Source organism: Bradyrhizobium sp. SZCCHNR1002, from assembly GCF_032381435.1.
Classification (GTDB): domain Bacteria; phylum Pseudomonadota; class Alphaproteobacteria; order Rhizobiales; family Xanthobacteraceae; genus Bradyrhizobium; species Bradyrhizobium aeschynomenes.
The window spans coordinates 143,444-160,530 of record NZ_JAUHIS010000004.1 but is presented as its reverse complement, the minus strand read 5'-3'; the positions used below and the strand labels follow the sequence as shown (position 1 = coordinate 160,530).

15 protein-coding genes are annotated in these 17,087 nt (G+C 66.3%); 5 read left to right on the top strand and 10 right to left on the bottom strand.

Features of this window, described 5'->3' with window-relative positions; genetic code table 11:
* Positions 1-181: 181 nt before the first annotated feature.
* Complete coding sequence (locus QX108_RS20430; RefSeq protein WP_315782752.1) at positions 182-1,141, bottom strand: LysR family transcriptional regulator; 960 nt, start codon at positions 1,139-1,141, stop codon at positions 182-184.
* A gap of 100 nt (positions 1,142-1,241) precedes the next feature.
* Here QX108_RS20430 and QX108_RS20425 point away from each other — a divergent pair, with 100 nt between their 5' ends.
* The 3 genes from QX108_RS20425 to QX108_RS20415 all read left to right on the top strand — a co-directional run bounded on the left by QX108_RS20425 (position 1,242) and on the right by QX108_RS20415 (position 2,805).
* Positions 1,242-1,673 carry a DoxX family protein gene (locus tag QX108_RS20425; protein ID WP_315782754.1) on the top strand — a complete coding sequence of 144 codons (432 nt, stop codon included), beginning with the start codon at positions 1,242-1,244 and terminating at the stop codon, positions 1,671-1,673.
* 63 nt (positions 1,674-1,736) lie between these two features.
* Positions 1,737-2,201, top strand: coding sequence for a hypothetical protein (locus tag QX108_RS20420; protein WP_315782756.1), 465 nt, complete (start codon positions 1,737-1,739; stop codon positions 2,199-2,201).
* Positions 2,202-2,313: 112 nt separating this feature from the next.
* On the top strand, positions 2,314-2,805 hold the full coding sequence (locus QX108_RS20415) for a TlpA family protein disulfide reductase (protein WP_172111886.1): 492 nt from the start codon (positions 2,314-2,316) through the stop codon (positions 2,803-2,805).
* 261 nt (positions 2,806-3,066) lie between these two features.
* Here the strand turns inward: QX108_RS20415 and QX108_RS20410 are convergent, their stop codons facing one another.
* The 3 genes from QX108_RS20410 to QX108_RS20400 form a co-directional block, all read right to left on the bottom strand.
* Complete coding sequence (locus QX108_RS20410; RefSeq protein ID WP_315782758.1) at positions 3,067-4,722, bottom strand: regulator; 1,656 nt, start codon at positions 4,720-4,722, stop codon at positions 3,067-3,069.
* A 75-nt stretch (positions 4,723-4,797) separates the two neighbouring features.
* Entirely contained in the window at positions 4,798-5,484 is a 687-nt protein-coding gene (locus QX108_RS20405; protein WP_315782759.1) for an isochorismatase family cysteine hydrolase, read from the bottom strand.
* A 1,218-nt stretch (positions 5,485-6,702) separates the two neighbouring features.
* Positions 6,703-7,737 carry a S1C family serine protease gene (locus tag QX108_RS20400; protein WP_315782761.1) on the bottom strand — a complete coding sequence of 345 codons (1,035 nt, stop codon included), beginning with the start codon at positions 7,735-7,737 and terminating at the stop codon, positions 6,703-6,705.
* A gap of 152 nt (positions 7,738-7,889) precedes the next feature.
* Here QX108_RS20400 and QX108_RS20395 point away from each other — a divergent pair, with 152 nt between their 5' ends.
* On the top strand, positions 7,890-8,657 hold the full coding sequence (locus QX108_RS20395) for a thermonuclease family protein (protein ID WP_315782763.1): 768 nt from the start codon (positions 7,890-7,892) through the stop codon (positions 8,655-8,657).
* A gap of 200 nt (positions 8,658-8,857) precedes the next feature.
* On the opposite strand, the gene cyoD is transcribed toward QX108_RS20395, so the two are convergent.
* From cyoD to QX108_RS20365, 6 genes are all read right to left on the bottom strand, one after another.
* The gene (gene cyoD, locus QX108_RS20390; protein ID WP_315719056.1) at positions 8,858-9,250 is read right to left on the bottom strand and encodes a cytochrome o ubiquinol oxidase subunit IV; all 393 of its coding nucleotides are present in this window, start codon (positions 9,248-9,250) and stop codon (positions 8,858-8,860) included.
* Positions 9,247-9,888: a cytochrome o ubiquinol oxidase subunit III gene (gene cyoC / locus QX108_RS20385; RefSeq protein WP_315782765.1), complete on the bottom strand. Its 642-nt coding sequence runs from the start codon at positions 9,886-9,888 to the stop codon at positions 9,247-9,249. Before cyoC ends, cyoD begins: the two co-directional genes overlap by 4 nt.
* A 24-nt stretch (positions 9,889-9,912) precedes the next feature.
* Positions 9,913-10,746: a cytochrome ubiquinol oxidase subunit II gene (locus QX108_RS20380; protein ID WP_315719054.1), complete on the bottom strand. Its 834-nt coding sequence runs from the start codon at positions 10,744-10,746 to the stop codon at positions 9,913-9,915.
* 66 nt (positions 10,747-10,812) lie between these two features.
* Entirely contained in the window at positions 10,813-12,132 is a 1,320-nt protein-coding gene (locus tag QX108_RS20375; protein WP_409998534.1) for a PQQ-dependent sugar dehydrogenase, read from the bottom strand.
* A gap of 84 nt (positions 12,133-12,216) precedes the next feature.
* On the bottom strand, positions 12,217-14,004 hold the full coding sequence (locus QX108_RS20370) for a chloride channel protein (RefSeq protein WP_172111877.1): 1,788 nt from the start codon (positions 14,002-14,004) through the stop codon (positions 12,217-12,219).
* 261 nt (positions 14,005-14,265) lie between these two features.
* A complete protein-coding gene (locus QX108_RS20365) occupies positions 14,266-15,498 on the bottom strand; it encodes an acetyl-CoA C-acetyltransferase (RefSeq protein ID WP_315719052.1) in 1,233 nt (410 codons plus the stop codon).
* A 591-nt stretch (positions 15,499-16,089) separates the two neighbouring features.
* Between QX108_RS20365 and QX108_RS20360 the strand changes: the two genes are divergently transcribed.
* Entirely contained in the window at positions 16,090-17,058 is a 969-nt protein-coding gene (locus tag QX108_RS20360; protein WP_315782770.1) for an amidohydrolase family protein, read from the top strand.
* Positions 17,059-17,087 lie beyond the last annotated feature (29 nt).

Sequence of the window (17,087 nt, the reverse complement as noted above, 5' to 3'; positions counted from 1 at the left end):
TACCTAGTATATGTTCCGTCTGGAACAGATCTCAGAATCTGCACCGCCCGTGCGGCTGCCCCTCACCCCGACCCTCTCCCCGTAAGAACGGGGAGAGGGAGCGCACCGGTTACGCGGCGACAACTCCTATGGCAGGGGCAGTCATCAGCTCGGATCACCCGGACAAACATCCTCCCTCTCCTCACGCCCCCACGTTCCGCCTCTTCCTCCCGCCCGCCGCCGTCGCGTCGATCACCGGCGGCGGTCCCTCCGAGGCCTGCTTCATCAGGGGATCGGCGGCGATGAAGTCGATGAAGGTGCGCACTTTCGCAGAGAGATATTTGCGGCTGGGGTAGACGGCCATCAGCGGCGCCTTGATGGTCATCGCGTCCGGCAGCACCGGTTCGAGCCGGCCGCTCGCGAGATCGTCCGCCATCAGCCAGCGCGGCAGCACCGCCATGCCCATCCCGGCGACGGCGGCATGATGCAGCAGGGTCTCGTTGCCGCTGATCAGCACGTCCTTGAACGTCAGCGCCACCTCGCCCTCGGGACCGGACACGGTGACCGTCCGCAGCGGATACAGCGCATATTTCAGCATCGCGTGGCCGTTGAGATCGGCCACCGATTTCGGCCGCCCTGCCGCGGCGAGATAACGCGGCGACGCCACGAGCTGCATCAGCACCGGAGCCAGCGGCCGGGCGATCAGTCCATCTCCGGGTGTCGCCGAGACGCGCAGCGCGAGATCGAACCCCTCCTCGACCAGGTTCACCAGCCGACCGCTGAGATCGAGATCGATCACGACGTCCGGGTAGCGCGCGCGGTAGGCCGCGAGCGTGCCGGCAAACAGCGGATTGGCAAACCACACCGGCGCGCTGACCTTCAACGTCCCGCGCGGGATCACCGTGGCCTTGCTGACGACGGCCTCGGCCTCGTCGAGCTGATCGAGCATCGGACGCACCTGATCGAAATAGACCTGGCCGGCCTCGGTGAGGCCGACCCGCCGGCTGGTGCGGTTGAGCAGCCGCGTCGACAGCCGCTGCTCCAATTGCATCACGTGCTTGGAGGCCATCGCCGGCGACAGGCTCAGGCGGTCGGCCGCCGCCGCGAAGCTCTTGAGTTCGGCGACCTGGCAGAATACCCGAATACTGATGAGCGTATCCATCATCAACCCAGAGGAAATAATGCTTCAACGACAAGCATAATGATCAAACTGGATGAAATCATCAATGTGGGCGGCAGGATTCAATCTCGGAGACCCCCTAATGTCCGCGACGACCACCAACGACCTTCCGCTCCAGCCCTCGCTCGCGCTGCGCATCGGCCTTTGGATCGCACAGGCCCTGCTGTTTGCCCTGTTCACCTTCGCCGGCGTGACAAAGCTGTTCACGCCAATCCCGGAGCTGGCGCACATGATGCCGTGGACCGGCGATCATTCCGCGACCTTCGTCCGCATCATCGGCCTGATCGATCTGGCCGGCGGCCTCGGCATCCTGCTGCCGTCGCTGACCCGCATCATGCCGCGCCTGACCGTGCTGGCCGCCCTCGGCTGCGCCACCCTGCAGGTGTTCGCCCTCGCCTTCCATCTCTCGCGCGGCGAGGCCGCGGTGACGCCGCTGAACATCGTGCTGCTGGCGCTGTCGCTGTTCGTGCTGTGGGGCCGCAACGGCAAGGCGCCGATCGCGCCGCGCGGCTAAGCCGACAACCGACGGCCCCGGCCAGGTCAGGGCCGTCCCTTGCTCGCGACACGGAGGAAGGCCATGAGCGAACCTGTTGCACCGGTGTCGCGCCGCGGCTTCCTCGCTGGCGCGACGGCCCTCGGCGCTCCAGCCCCCGCCGTGCCGGCCGTCGCCCAGCCTCGCGCCGGCATCGTCATTCTGATCGATCGCAACGACCCGCATGTGATGGGTCATGCGATCAGCTATTCGGGCAATCTGTCGCGGTATTTCACCAGCCTCGGACAGTCGCCCATCATCGAGGTCGTCGCCAACGGCACCGGCATCGATGTGTTGCGCGCCGACAAATCTCCGTTGCAGGAGCCGATCGCCGCGCTGCGCCAGATGTATCCGCATATCGGCTTCAGCATGTGCGCCTCGTCGAAGGCGATCGCCGAAAGCAAGGAGAACCTGACGATCCAGCTGATCGACGGCGCCAGGCTGGTGCCGTTCGGCATCGGCCGCGTCGTCGAGCTGCAGCGCAAGGGCTGGGCCTATGTCCATGGCTAGCCCTGCGTCTGCGAGCGCGCTCACGCGCCGCGCAGCTCTGCTGGGAGCTGCGACCACCCTCCTCGGATCGTCTCCGGCTGTCCGTGCGGCTGCCGATGATCCGAGCCCGCCGATGTTTCGCAGCGGCCGCAGCCAGTTCATCGTCGAACGGCCGCGCAATCCACTGCCCCCGCTGAAGCTTCAGGAGATGAGCGGCAAGGACGTCACGCTCGCGCCGAAGCCCGGCCACGTCACGCTGATCAATCTCTGGGCCACTTGGTGCGCGGCCTGCAAGACCGATCTGCCGACGCTGGCCGCGCTAGAGCGCATGCGCCTGCCGGCGCTCGATGTCTGGACCATCTGCACCGACCGCCGCGACATCAGGACGATCCGCCGCTATGCGGAGGCGATCGCGATGCCCCGCTTCTCCTTCGCCGACCCGCATGCGCAGGCGACCAATCCGGTCAATGCCGAGGCCTCGATCTTCGCCACTCCGGCGATGCCGATCACCTATCTGGTCGGCACCAGCGGCTTGCTCGAGGGCTACGTGACGGGCGCGGCCGAGTGGCTGTCGGAGCCGGGCCAGGCGCTGCTGCACTACTATCTCGATCGCCCACCGGCGTGACCTTGGAAATACAGGGGTCGCCTGCAGACGTTGGTCTCTGTTGGTGTCGGCGTCTGCATCACCACGACGTCATTCCGGGGCAAGGCCGGCAGGCCTTGAACCCGGAATCTCGAGCTTGTCTTGCGCTGGTCATGGCAGCGGTTCTCCGCCATATCGAGATTCCGGGTTCGATCGTCCATACGCAGCCGCTGCGCGCCTGCGCATGCACGATCGCCCCGGAATGACGGAGCCTAGCCGGCACAGGTCGTATCATTCCAGCACCTACTCCGCCGGCGCCGCGTGCATGTCGGCATGCGGCACGTAGCTCTCGGACATGCCGAGCCGTCCGAGCCAGAACAGCCCGCCGGCCACCACGACATAGGCCAGCGCCACAGCCGGCGTCACGCCGAAGCCGCCGCCGATGCCGACCGCCTCGCCGTGCATGAAGCCGAAATAGGTCATCACCGCGCCGGCCAGCGCGAACGCCGCCGCCTTGGTGAAGTCGCGCTCGATCACGAACACGCCGATAGCGCCGAGCACGAGGCCGGCGAGGATCGAGCCGCCGCCCATCACCTCGAGCCCGTGATAGAGCACGCCCTGCTGCGGCAGCGCCGCGATCGCCGCGGTCTTGACCGCGTCGACCTTGTCGGCCGCCAGCCCGCCGACGGCCTGCGCCGCGGTCACGGTGGAGGCCAGCATGGTGTCGATCTGCAGCTTGGCCCAGGCCGCGAGATGCGGCGTGAAGGCGAGCACGATCGCCGGCGCGTGCTTGACCGGCGTGGTCTGGAACGCCTGCGCACCGATCAGCATGCCGATGTAGAGCAGGATCGGCGAGATCGCGACCACCGGCACCAAGGCCAGCAGCACCGAGATGATGCCGAGCCAGGACAGCACGATCACCATCAGGCCTGTTGCCGCGGAGTAGCCGATGCGGCCGCCCATCGCCTTCCAGCCGGGATGGCCAATATAGACCGCGTTGATGAACGGATTGCCCATCAGGCAGCCGATCAGGCTGACGACGCCGTCGGCCGTCAGCACCCGCGTGGTCGGATATTCGTCGCCGGCCGCTTCTGCGCTCTCGACATTGTCCATGGCCTCGACGAGATCGTAGATGCCGAACGGGATCGCGGTCACCAGGATGACGCCGAGATATTCGAAGCCGGAGAACACCGTGCCGAACGCCGGCAGCGGCACCGAGAAGCCGAAATTCGCAAACGCATCGCCGACGCCCTTGACGCTGAGACCGCCGAGCCCGAGGCCGAACAAATTGGAGCCCCAGGCGATGATCATGCCGACCGCGATCGCGACCAGACCGGCCGGCAATCCCTTCGGATATTTCACGCCGCCGAACCAGCTGACGAGAATGATCGCGAAGCACACCAGCCCGATCTGCGGCGTCATGTACATCTCCAGCGCCGGCCGCATCGAGATGAAGGTGACGGAGACGCCGGCGAGCGTGCCGAGCAGCGCGGCGCGCGGCGTGATCTTGCGGATATAGGGCGCAATGAAGCCGCCGATCATCAGGATGAAGCTCTGGAAGAACACCCAGACGAGGCCGGCCGACCAGCCCTTCAGCGGATCGCCGGTCTTCAGCGTGATCGGCAGCATGATCACGAAGGTGACGATGAACATGTGCGGCACACTGACGCCGGAGGGCAGCGCGCAGACGTCGGTCCGTCCGGTCTTCTGCGCCAGACGATAGGCCAGGAATGCATAGTAGAGAGTCGACAGGCACATCATCAGCCCGAGCGCCGGCAGGATGCGGCCGAACACCAGGCTGTCCGGCATCTTGAGCACGAAGCGCAACAGCCCGGTAAGGACGAGCATGTTGACGAGGATGTTGGTGCCGAAACCGAAGAACGCGTTCCAGTCCCCTGGTGTCCAGAGCACCGGCTTGAAATCCGCTTTGACCGAGCTTGCCGTCCCGCTTCCGCTCATCGCCTTGCTCCCCTGTTTGCCGTCAGCGACTACATGATCGAACTCATCCGTCTCGACTCGTCTCTCAGCTCTTCCTCAACTCATGGCCTTCAGCACCGCGGCGGAGTCCGCGACCCATCCGAAGATGCCACCCTGGGCCTTGATCATCTTCAGGCCCATCTCGTGGAATTCCGGGAAGTAGGATGCGCAGCCATCGGAGATGACGACGCAGCGGTAGCCGCGGTCATTCGCCTCGCGCACGGTCGTGTTGACGCAGACCTCGGTGGTGACGCCGCACACCAGCAGGTTTTCGATGCCGTGCTGCTTCAGGACCTCGCCCATCTCGGTGGCGTAGAATGCGCCCTTGCCCGGCTTGTCGATCACCACCTCGCCGTCCGTGGGATAGAGCGCGGGAATGATGTCGTGCCCGGCCTCGCCGCGGATGAGGATGCGGCCCATCGGCCCGGGATCGCCGATGCGCAACGACGGTGCGCCGCGCTCGACCTTCGCCGGCGGCGCGTCGGAGAGATCAGGCTCGTGGCCTTCGCGCGTATGGATCACCAGCATCCCGGTGTTGCGGGCCGCCGCCAGCACACTGGCGATCGGCTCGACCGCGCGGGCGAGTTGCGAGACGTCGTTGCCCAACGTCTCGCCGAAGCCGCCCGGCTCCATGAAGTCGCGCTGCATGTCGATGATGACGAGCGCGGTCTTGGACAGATCGAGCGTGATCGGCTCCGGCTCGGCCGTGATCGTTGCGGTTGCCGATGCAGCTGGGTTCGCCATTGTCGCCGCGTGCCTCCCCGCGAGAATGCGTCGCAGGAGACGAAGCAAGCGGTGTGCCATTGTGTACAATTGGGCAGAGAACGACGGCGATCGCGAAGTACGAACTCATTCAATAGGTTGATCAGATCTTCGACGTTGCCTGCCTGCTGAGCAGGCTTGTTCAACGCGAAACTCAGCCCATTTATTGGGCCGCCGTTGCATGCAACGATCACCGAGATGCATCGCCGTCAGTCAAAGATGAGGCGGTGCGTTCATCCGTGATTTCTGGATTGAGCCGGGTCCGGCGCGACAGCAACGGTGTCATTCCGGGGCGCCCGCAGGGCGAGCCCGGAATCCATTGGGCCACGGACCAAGCGGAGAGATGGATTCCGGGCTCGTGCTACGCACGCCCCGGAATGACGGAGGAGAGATATTGCCATCGTCGTGCAGCGTCCCGGCGGCAAGCAAATGGACCAGCAAAGCAGGCCTCCCCTCACATGGTCGGCCTCTCCGTCAACCCGCATCAAATTCCGATAAAAATAATCTACTTGCTATTTTTCGGAAATCATGATCATCTCCGCGCATCCCGCCTCAAGCAGAAGGGGCGTAGCGCGCGATCGTCACGACACGCGAGGCGGGGATGCGGTGGCCGCGAGAGATCGCAGCGTCTTCTTGACGAGGGCGCGGACGAACGATCGATCGCGGACGTGAAGTCGCAGCGTCCTGATACCCCGAAGCTGGTATCACCCGCGCAATGCGCAAGCCTTGTCGCGGCATGGTGGCCAACAAGCCGGCGCACCAGGGAGACTGCGTATAAGCGTGAAACCCATCGCGCAGGGAATGCCGGCGTGTTTCGGCTTTGCCTGTGGTACCTGCCGCCTGCATTTTTTTCGCAGGCGGGCCATGGGTGAGGCTGTCACCCGGCATTCCCTGCGCCCTCTGCATGTTTGTGAGGGACGAACGAAGCGAACAACTCGGGCGTCATCAGCCGCGAGAGCGAGATGCCATGCTCATCGCCGCTTGCCCCGTATCGCCGCCAAAACCACCGCCGTCGTCCCGGACAGCCGCGACGCGCGCCAGCGCGTCACGGCGCCGATCCGGGACCCATACTCCGCAGCAGATGTGTTGGGCAAAAAGCCAATGACCAGACTGCCTCAAATCACTCTCTGGGGGTATGGGTCCAGGCGTTCGCCGGGACGACGACGGAGGTTGTGGCGACAGCTCTGGGTGCCGCGAAAACTAGGACGCCTGCCGCGCCGCCGGCTTGCGCTCCACCGGATGGATGTCGATGCCGCGCAGTCTGCCCAGCCGCAGCACGTCCATCGCCACCGTGCGGCCGATGCGATCGCGGTCGAGGACGCGGATCAGATCGTCGACGCCGTTGATGTCGACGCCGTCGAGCTTGATCACGACGTCGCCCGGCAACAGCCCGGCACGCGCCGCCGGTCCGTCCGGCTCGATCTGCATCAGCAGCGCGCCCATCTTGTTCTCGACGCCGGCGAGCACGGCATGACGCCGCGGCACCGGCGCGGTCTGGCCGGACACGCCGATATAGGCGCGGCGGACATAGCCGTGGCGGATGATCTCCGACAGCACGAACTGCGCGGTGTTGCTGGCGACCGCGAAGCAGATGCCCTGCGCGCCCTGGATGATGGCGGTATTGATGCCGATCACCTCCGCGGCCGACGACACCAGCGCGCCGCCGGAATTGCCGGGGTTGAGCGCGGCATCGGTCTGGATGACGTCCTCGATCATCCGGCCCGACACCGAGCGGATCGAGCGGCCCAGCGCGGAGACGACGCCGGCCGTGACGGTCGACTCGAAGCCCAGCGGATTGCCGATCGCGACCACGAGCTGCCCGCGCCGCAGGCCCTTCGAATTGCCGAGCGACGCGTAGCGCAGATCGCGCGCATGGTTGGCGCGCAGCAGCGCGAGATCCGTGTCCGGATCGACGCCCAGCACCTGCGCATCGGTGACGATCCCCTCGGCATCGCGCAGCCGGATGGCCTTGGAGGCGCCGACGACATGGCTGTTGGTCAGCACCAGTCCATCCGGCGAGATCACGATGCCGGAGCCGAGGCCGCCGCGCTCGGCACGGGAGCCTGCTTTGGGGCCGGTCTCGACGCGCACGACGGCGGGGCCGACGCGCTCGGTGACGTCGATGACGGCGTTGGAATAGGCGTCGAGCAGCACCCGGTCATCGACCGGGACGGCAGAAGACGCTTGCGCCGGCGACAGGGCGTCGCCGGCGACATCGGAGGTGAAATCCAGCATGATGTAATTCCTTCGTAACGTCAGATGGGTAGCTGGCCGCTCCAGTGCAAGACGGGGCATTTGTGCCGAACCCGGCGGCCCTTGGCGAGACTCATGCTCGATGTGATAGGACTTCAATCGGATATTTCATGATTGTGATTGCGGGAGGAACCATGCGGCTGCGAGACCGGCTGTTGTCGTTGTGCGGAGCCATCGTCATCGGGGCCGGCATGACCGGGGCCGCGCTGGCTGCGAGCGCCACGGTGCGCAGCGGTGACACGATCCAGCTCGGCGACGTCGTGTATCGACTGGACGGCATCGATGCACCCGAGGTCGATCAGCTGTGCATCGACGACCGCGCCGATCCGTGGAGCTGCGGCGTCGAGGCGCGCGAGCAGCTCGGCAAGCTGATCGGCGGGCGCTCGGTGCGCTGCGACGATCTCGGTCCGGACAAGCCGCTGAAGACCCGCAAGGTCGGGCTGTGCACCATCGATGGCGACAAGGTCAGCCTGAACCAGCAGGTCGCGCGCTCGGGCTATGCCGTGAGCGCCGACCCCGGCACGAAATATCGCGCCAAGGACGATGTCGCGGCGGCCAGGGAGGCGTTGCGCGGCCTCTGGAAAGGCTGCTTCGTCGCGCCGGCCGAGTTCCGCACCGACAAGAAGGACGGTGCCCTGCTCGGCTCCGCCTGCCGCGCCGACCGCGACCGCGAGATCCGCGCCGTGCTGTTCCCGGATGCGCCGAGCGCGCCGCCCGGCTGCACCATCAAGGGCAAGTTCGCGGTACGCGCCCGCGTCACCGGCAACATCGGCATCTATCATCTGCAGGGCTGCCCGAGCTATCCCGCGACCACCGAGCCCGACCGCTGGTTCTGCTCCGAGGACGACGCCCGCGCCGCCGGCTTCCGCCGCGCCTTCAATTGCCGCGCGGCGAAAAAGTGACGAAGGCGCGCTGGCGCCAGAGCAATCTAAACCCTTCGTGCGGCCCCTGGATTGCTTCGCTTGCGCTCGCAATGACGGCCGTGGCGGGCACCGAGCGCGACAGACTCCGTCATCGCGAGTGCAAGCGAAGCGATCCAGGGGCTCAGGACAGACTTCGAGTTACCCTGCCCTCACCACGACGGCAGGAGAACGGCAGGATGTCAGTGCTGCATCTGCATCAGCTGATCCATCGGCATCATGTTGTGGTTGAGGTTCGCCATGATCCACAGCGAGCCGCCGACGACGAGCAGGACGATCAGCAGTCCGAAGGCGAGCGCCAGCACGTTGTTGGTGTTGTCCGGCCCTGTCGTGATGTGCAGGAAGAACACGAGGTGCACGCCCATCTGCGCGATCGCCAGCACGATCAGCGCCACCGGGATCGAGGGCTGCCAGACGAGGTTGGTCCCGGCGATGAAGAACGAGGTCGCCGTCAGCAGCACCGCAAGCCCGAGACCGGCGAGGTAGAACAGGATGCGCGAGCGCAGATCGCCGTGCTGCTGCTCGCCCGGCGCGAGATCGCCGCGATCGTCGAATTCCTGGGCGTGATCGGTCATGTCGCACTCCCGAGCAGATAGACCACGGAGAACACCGCGACCCAGATGATGTCGAGCGCATGCCAGAACAGTGCAAAGCACAGGATCCGGCGCTCGATGTCGGCGCGAAAGCCCTTGGCCACGACCTGGGCCATCATGGTCAGCAGCCAGAGAATGCCGGCGGCCACGTGCAGGCCATGGCAGCCGACCAGGGTGAAGAACGCCGAGAGGAAGGCGCTGCGGCTCGGTCCGTCGCCGCGTCCGACCAGCTCCACGAACTCGCGCACTTCCAGCAGCAGGAAGCCGGCGCCGAGCAGCCCGGTGACAGCCATCGCGACCTGGAACCAGAGGCGGTTGTGCCGGTCGGCGGCGATGCTCGCCATGCCGCAGGTGAAGCTCGACAGCAGCAGCAAGCCGGTCTCGATCGCGACGTTCCCGATGTCGAACAGCTCGGCACCGCCTGGGCCGCCGGCCGTCGCGCCCGACAGCACCGCGAAGCTCGCGAAGAAGCACGAGAACATCACGATGTCGGACAGCAGGAAGATCCAGAAGCCGAATCCGGTCACGATCCGCTTCGGCGCCGGCCCCGGATGTTCGGTGGCGCGCAGATGATGCGGATCGGCATAGGCAGTCGCCTGCGCGACGGTGGTCACCGACATCGGATCACTCCGGCTGCGAACAGATCAGCGGGCATGAGAGGCTGCGCCTTCCGGTCGCGACTTGTTCTCGCTGAGCTGCGGTCCCGGCGCCGGCGGAATCTTCTGGCTGGCGATCTTGCCGAACAGCCCGGGGTCGGCGAGCCGGTACGTCCTCGGTGTCTTCTCCACGGATTGCACCGCGAGCTGCGTGTAGCTCGCCTCGTCCAGCACTTGGTCGGTCTTGGCCGTATTGGCGGCCCAGTTGGAGAAGTCGGGCTGCGACACGACGTGAGTGTCGAACATCATGTCGGGAAAGCCGTCGCCGCTGAAATGCGAGGCGAGGCCCCTGTAGGTGCCGACATGATCGCCACGCAGGTTGAGCCGCGTCACCATGCCGTTCATGGTGTAGATCATGCCGCCGAGCTGCGGGATGAAGAACGCGGTCATGACGCTGCCCGAGGTGAGCTCGAAGCGCAGCGGCGCGCCGATCGGCACCGTGAGACTGTTGACGGTCGCGATGCGCTGGTCGGGATAGATGAACAACCACTTCCAGTCGAGCGAGACCGCCTGGATGCGGATAGGCAGCCCGGTGCCTTCGACCGGCTTGCCCGGATCGAGATCGTGCGAGCCGATCCAGGCGACGCCGCCGAGCAGGATCACGGTGAGCGCCGGGATCGACCACACCACGAGCTCGGCCGCGCCGGAATAGGCGAAGTCGGGCCGGTAGCGCGCCTTGCCGTTGGAACTGCGGAACCAGTAGGCGAAGGCGAGGACGGCGATCGAGGTCGGAACGATGATCGCCAGCATGATGATGACGGAGTCGATCAGGATCGTCTGCTGGGCGGCGGCGATCGGTCCTTTCGGATCGAAGATGTTCATGCGGTCATCCGGCGTTCAACCCCGCTCCCAACCACTCTTGGCTGCGGAGGTTCCTGCGCCGGAAGCTCAGCGGCTGACGCGCCAGATCGTGCCGTTGCCATCCTCGGAGATCAGCAGGCTGCCGTCGCGCGCGACGGTGACGCCGACCGGCCGGCCCCAGACCTCGCGGTCGTTGACGACGAAGCCGGTGACGAAGTCCTCGTATTCGCCGGTGGGCACGCCGTCCTTCAGCCGGACGCGGATGACCTTGTAGCCGGTGCGCTTCGAGCGGTTCCAGGAGCCGTGCTCGGCCGCAAAGGCGTCACCGCGATACTCCGGCGGGAACAGCGTGCCGTCATAGAAGGTCAGCCCGAGCGAAGCCGAATGGGGCTGCAGCAGCACGTCGGGGACCGTGATCTTGCCCTTGAGGTCCGGGCGCTCCCCGGCATGACGGGGGTCGGAGTTGTCGCCCATGTAGTACCATGGCCAGCCAAAGAAGCTGCCCTCGTTCACGCGCGTGACATAGTCCGGCACGAGATCGTCGCCAAGCCCGTCGCGCTCATTGGTCGAGCACCACGGCACACCCGTCGCCGGCTGGATGGCGAGGCCGACGCAGTTGCGGATGCCGGTCGCGAACAGGCTCCGGTTCTTGCCGTCGGGATCGAAGGCCAGCACGCCGGCGCGGTCGCTCTCCCCGCCCCAGGCCGCGCCCAGCGGATGCGCCTTGATCCAGGCGGCCAGCCCGCCGGCCGGCTCGCCCAGATTTTCGCCGACATTGCCGGCGGAGCCGACCGAGACCAGCATGCGCTTGTCGTCCCGGGTGAACACGATATCGCGCGTGGAATGGCCGTAGCCGGCGGGCAGATCGGGGACGACCACCTGCAACGAACCGGACGCCTTCATATCGCCGGCACGATAGGGAAAGCGCATGACGCGCTCGGTGCTGGCGACATAGACCCATTGCGGATCGCGACTTGGATAGAAGGCGATGCCGAAGGGATGGCCGAGCCGGTCGGCGAAGATCTCGCTCGAGGCGACCTTGCTGCCGTCCTCGCTGGGACGCAGCACGCGGACACGCCCTGCCCGGGTCTCGGCGACGAAGATGTCGCCGTTCGGCGCGGTGCGGATGATGCGCGGCCCGCTCAGCCCTTCGGCGAACAGGGCGATCTTGAAGCCGTCGGACACCCGGGGCACAGCCGAGGCCGGCCGCTGCACCACACGCGAGACGTTGGCGGCAGAGGCTGTCGCACCGGGCTTGGGCAGGTCCTCGGGACGGATCAGCCTGATGGTGCCGGGCGTGTCGCTCTGCCAGCTGCCAAACGCGTCTCTGCCCTTGAGCACAGCAGGCTCGGCGGCAGCCGCGCTCGCGAGCACCGTGCCGAACATGGCCGCAATCATCCGTCTCATCATGCCGTCCTCGCGCGTCGCAAGCCGCCGGCAGCCTACCCTGGTCCCGGCCTGGAGATCACGTGTCGCGGCGATGTGACGCGATCACGACAGCGCGCCGAGCACGCCGCGCGTCGCCTGGTCGATCTCCTCGACATAGCGGCGGCGCGCGAACGACTCGGTCAGGAAGCCGATCACCTTGCGGCTGTTCTCCGACTCCAGGACCGCCAGCACCTCGGCGCCGGAATCGTCGAAGATCTTCATCGCCGTCTTGACGTTCATTTCGGGCAACAGCGCGACCTCGAAATATTTCGCCAGCTCGACCACCTGGATCTCGTCGGCGATGGAGTCCAATTCGCCGGAGAACAGATCGGGCAGCGACACCAGCCCGCAATAATCGTCGCTGTTGTTCACCACCACCACCGCCTGGCGCGTCCCCAGCGCGAACTCGCGACGGCAGGCGGCGATGCTCGTCGTGGTCGGCACCTTGGCGACGTCGGAGCGCATCAGACGCTCGACGGTGAGATTGCGCAGCCAGCCGACATCGTTGGCGCTGCGGATGGTCTCGCCGCGCAGATGCAGGCGCCAGGTCGAGAACGAGTGCCCGAACAGCACGCGGACGCACACCGAGGTCACGATGCAGGCGGCGAGCACCACGGCCGTGACGTCGACGCTGCGGGTCATCTCCAGCACCAGGAACGACATCGTCAGCGGCCCGCCGACGATGGCCACCCCCAGCGTGGCCATGCCCGTCAGCATCGCCACCATGGGATCGAGCGCGAGCCCGTGTCCTGCGAGCGCGAGCAGACCCGCGAACAGCTTGCCGAGCAGGCTGCCGATGAACAGCGATGCGAAGAACAGGCCGCCGCGGAAGCCCGAGGCCAGCGAGATCAGGCAGGCGGCGAGCTTCAGCACGATGATGGTGGCGATCATTCCGAGCGCCATCTCGCGGTGCAGGTCGAGCAGCATCGCACCGTGCCCGGCCGCCAGAACCTGCGGCGTCACGATGGCCATGGCGCCGACGCACACCCCGCCGATCACCGGGCGCAGCCAGACCGGAATGCGGACGAACAGCCGCTCCACCGCGGGCGAGGCGCGCATCACCATGATGCCGATGCCGGCGACGACCAGCGCCAGCACGAACAGCGCGATGTATTGCTCGAAGCCGACGGCGCCGACCTTCTGAATCTCGAGCGAGTACGGCGCGCCTGCAAGGTACTGCGAGGTCAGCGCGCCGGCCAGCGAGGCGGCCAGGATGGGAGCAGCGCTGCCGACCGAGTAGACGCCGACGATCAGCTCGCAGGCGTAGAACGCCCCGGTGATCGGCGCGCCGAACGCGGCCGCGATCGCCGCGGCCGCACCGCAGCCGAGGATCAGGCGGAGATCGTTGCGGCGAAGCGTGAGATACTGTCCGAGCAGCGAGGCGACACCGGCGCCGATCTGGGTATAGCCGGCCTCCAGTCCCACCGAGGCGCCGGACCCGTTGGAGACCAGGGTCTGGCCGCTCACCACGATGCTGTCGCGCATCGACAGCCGCCCGCCGCGCAGCGCATTGGCCTCGACGGGGTCGACGGCAGGTGCGATCTTCCAGCGCCGCCGCAGCCACTCCATGAGGCCGAGCGCGAGACCGCCGAGAGCCGGAGCGATCAGCGCAATCACCGGATTGACCCAGGCGTTCGCGCTGAGCCGAACGTCGATCGGGATGCCATAGATGATCATATGGGCGAGCTGCGCGATCAGGCTCATCACCGTCACGATTCCGCCCGTCATGACGCCGATCACCAGCGCCAGCGGTATCAGGTAGAACTCGTTGCTGCGCAGCAGTGCCCGCAGCCGCGTGACCAGCCGGTTCGAGGCCTTGCGATCGATGATATGCGACAGGGTCGAGAGCACGAGAGCCGTTTCTTCTAAGATGAGGCCTCTCGGTGGCAATAACCTGTCGCAACTAGCGGAACAAGCGCGAATTCCTTTCCAGTCGAAACGTGGTTGACCGGTCCGGAAAGTGGAACCGCCACGGCCCACCCGGGAGGAGCGAAACATCAACGGCGCCAAGCGGCGAGAGCCGCAAACGCCAAAACGTCAGCGCCCGCTGCGGAGCGGTCGCAGCGGGCGCACGGACTGCAAGATGAGATCATGCAGATGAGACCAGCCGCCTCACACCCGCTCGATGATGATCGCCGGGGCCATGCCGCCGGCCGCGCACATCGTGACCAGGCCGCGCTTGAGATCACGCCGCTCCAATTCGTCCAGCAAGGTGCCGATCAGGATCGAACCGGTGGCGCCGATCGGATGCCCCAGCGCGATCGAGCCGCCGTTCACATTGACCTTGGCGCGATCGAGCTTGAGGTCACGGATGTACTTCTCGGCCACGACCGCGAACGCCTCGTTGATCTCGAACAGGTCGATGTCGTCCAGCGTGAGCCCGGCCTTGGCCAGCACCTTGCGGGTCGCCGGCACCGGCGCGTTCAGCATCAGCGTCGGATCATCGCCCATATTGGCCATCGCCACGACGCGCGCGCGGGGCTTGAGGCCGTGCGCCCTGGCGTAGGATGGCGATGCCAGGAGGATCGCAGCCGAGCCATCGACCACGCCGGAGGAATTGCCGGCGTGGTGCATGAACTCGATCTCGAGGCCGGGATAGCGCTGCAGGATCAGACCCCGATAGGTGGTGCCCTTGTCGTCGAGCGCATAATCGGCGACCGCCGGGAACGCCGGCTTCAGCCCGGCCAGCGCCTCGGCGGTGGTCTGCGGCCGTGGATACTCCTCGTGGTCGAGCGCCAGGCTGCCGTCGTCGCGATGGACCGGCACCAGGCTCTTGTTGAAATGCCCGGCCTGGATCGCCGCGGCCGCACGCTTCTGGCTCTCCAGCCCGAGAGCGTCGACGTCGGCGCGGGTGATGCCTTCCATGGTGGCAATGGCATCGGCGCAGACGCCCTGATGCGACTGCGGATGCAGCGCGCGCAGATGCAGATTGCCGGCATCCATCATCAGCGGCCCCTCGCCGCGCCGGCCCTCCATCGACATCATCTCGCAGCCGCCGGCGATGACGAGATCCTCTTGTCCCGCCATGATCGAGCTTGCTGCGATGTTGACGCTGGTGATGCCGGAGCCGCAGAAGCGGTCGAGCGTGACGCCGGAGGCGCGGATGTCGTAGCCGGCATCGAGTGCCGACATGCGGCCGAGGTCGCCGCTCTGGGGGCCGCGCTGCGACGAGCAGCCCCAGATGATGTCGTCGACATCGGCGGTGTTGATGCCGGTCCGGTCGGCCAGCGCGCGCAGCACGGTGGCGCCGAGGTGCTGGGGATGCAGCCCGGCGAGCGCGCCCTTGCCTGCCTTGCCGATGCCGCGCGGGGTCCTGCAAGCGTCGATGATGAGCGCGTCGACCATGGTGTTTCCTTTGCCCGATGTTGTCGTTGGTTTGGCCGCCGCACAGCGCCGGCACGACGGCCTTTGTGATCGCATAGCATTGCGCGTGCGGTCCCCACAACGCCGCTTCAGGCTGCCGGCGCATGACCAGAACGCACACCATAGCGTTGATGCAACTTGCCTTTCCGCCGTGCGAACAATCCAGCGGCGCTGCGCGATGGAAGCCCGTTCCAGCAGATTGGTCGAAGCGCCGCCTGCGCTCGCGCGCATGCGCTGCAATGCACCTCGAACCGCCGTGCCCGCCGCCTTGCCAATCTGGCTACAGAGCATTGTCCAACCAAGAGAACTGACCGTTCGCCCAATGCTTCTTGTCATATTCCGAAGGCTGCCAGATCTTCGCGCCTGGAACAGATCGGACCAACGTGATCGGCCGCTGCAAACACCGACGCCCTAAGGCGCCGGATCGGGAGGACGCCATGATCACGACGTCACGTTGCAAGGCTGCCTGATCTCTGAGCGGCAGCGTGAAGATAGCGAACACGAAAGCGGCCGGTGGACTGGCAGGCGACGTCTGCCCGTGACGTCGACGATTTTTGGGGGAAGGACACTGCGATGTTGCGACGAGATCTGCTGGCCACCATGGCCGGACTGGGTACGGCTACCGTGCTCGGCACGGTCCCCGCGTCACTTGCTGCCGAGGAGGCCAAGATCCCCACAATTGCGGGCCCCGATCCTGCCACCAAGACCCCGAGCTTCAAGGCGCCGCCGGGCAGCGTCGATACCCACACCCACATCTTCGGGCCGGCATCGACCTACCCGTTCTCGCCAACTCGTCCCTACACCCCGCCCGACGCGTCGCTGGAGATGTTCCGAGCGCTGCATGCGAAGATTGGGGTCGAGCGCGCGGTCATCGTCAATGCTACGGTCCACGGCACCGACAATCGCGTCGTCACCGACGCGATTGCGCAGAGCAACGGCAATTACAAGGGCGTCGCCAACATCAATGCGGCGATGTCGGAGGCCGACCTTGCAGCGCTCGGCAAGGCCGGCATCTGCGCCTGTCGGTTTGCCTTCCTGCGCCGGCTCGGCGGGGTTGGTGACATGAAGGTGTTTCGCACGCTGGTCGACCGTGTCGCGGCGATCGGCTGGCATGTCGACATCTACCTCGAGGCCGGTACGATCCAGGAGTTCGTGCCGATCCTGAAGGCGCTGCCGGTGACGTATGTGATCGACCACATGGGTACGATCAGCGCCGCGAAAGGCATCGACGACGCGGAGTTCAAGGCGCTGCTCGACCTGCAGGCCGGCGACGACAGGTGCTGGGTCAAGATCACCGGTCCGGAGCGCGCTTCCGCCGGTGCACCGTTCCACGACGCCGTGCCGTTCGCCCGGAAGCTGATCGACAACGCGCCGGATCGCGTCATCTGGGGCACCGACTGGCCGCACCCGAACGTCAAGATCATGCCCAATGACGGTGATCTGGTCGATCTGATCCCGCTGTACGCCCCGGACGCCGCCGTTCAGCGAAAGCTGCTTGTCAGCAATCCCGAACGGCTGTTCAAGTTCGAGCCCAGGAGCTGAGTCACAACCGGCTCGAGCTTCAAGCCCCT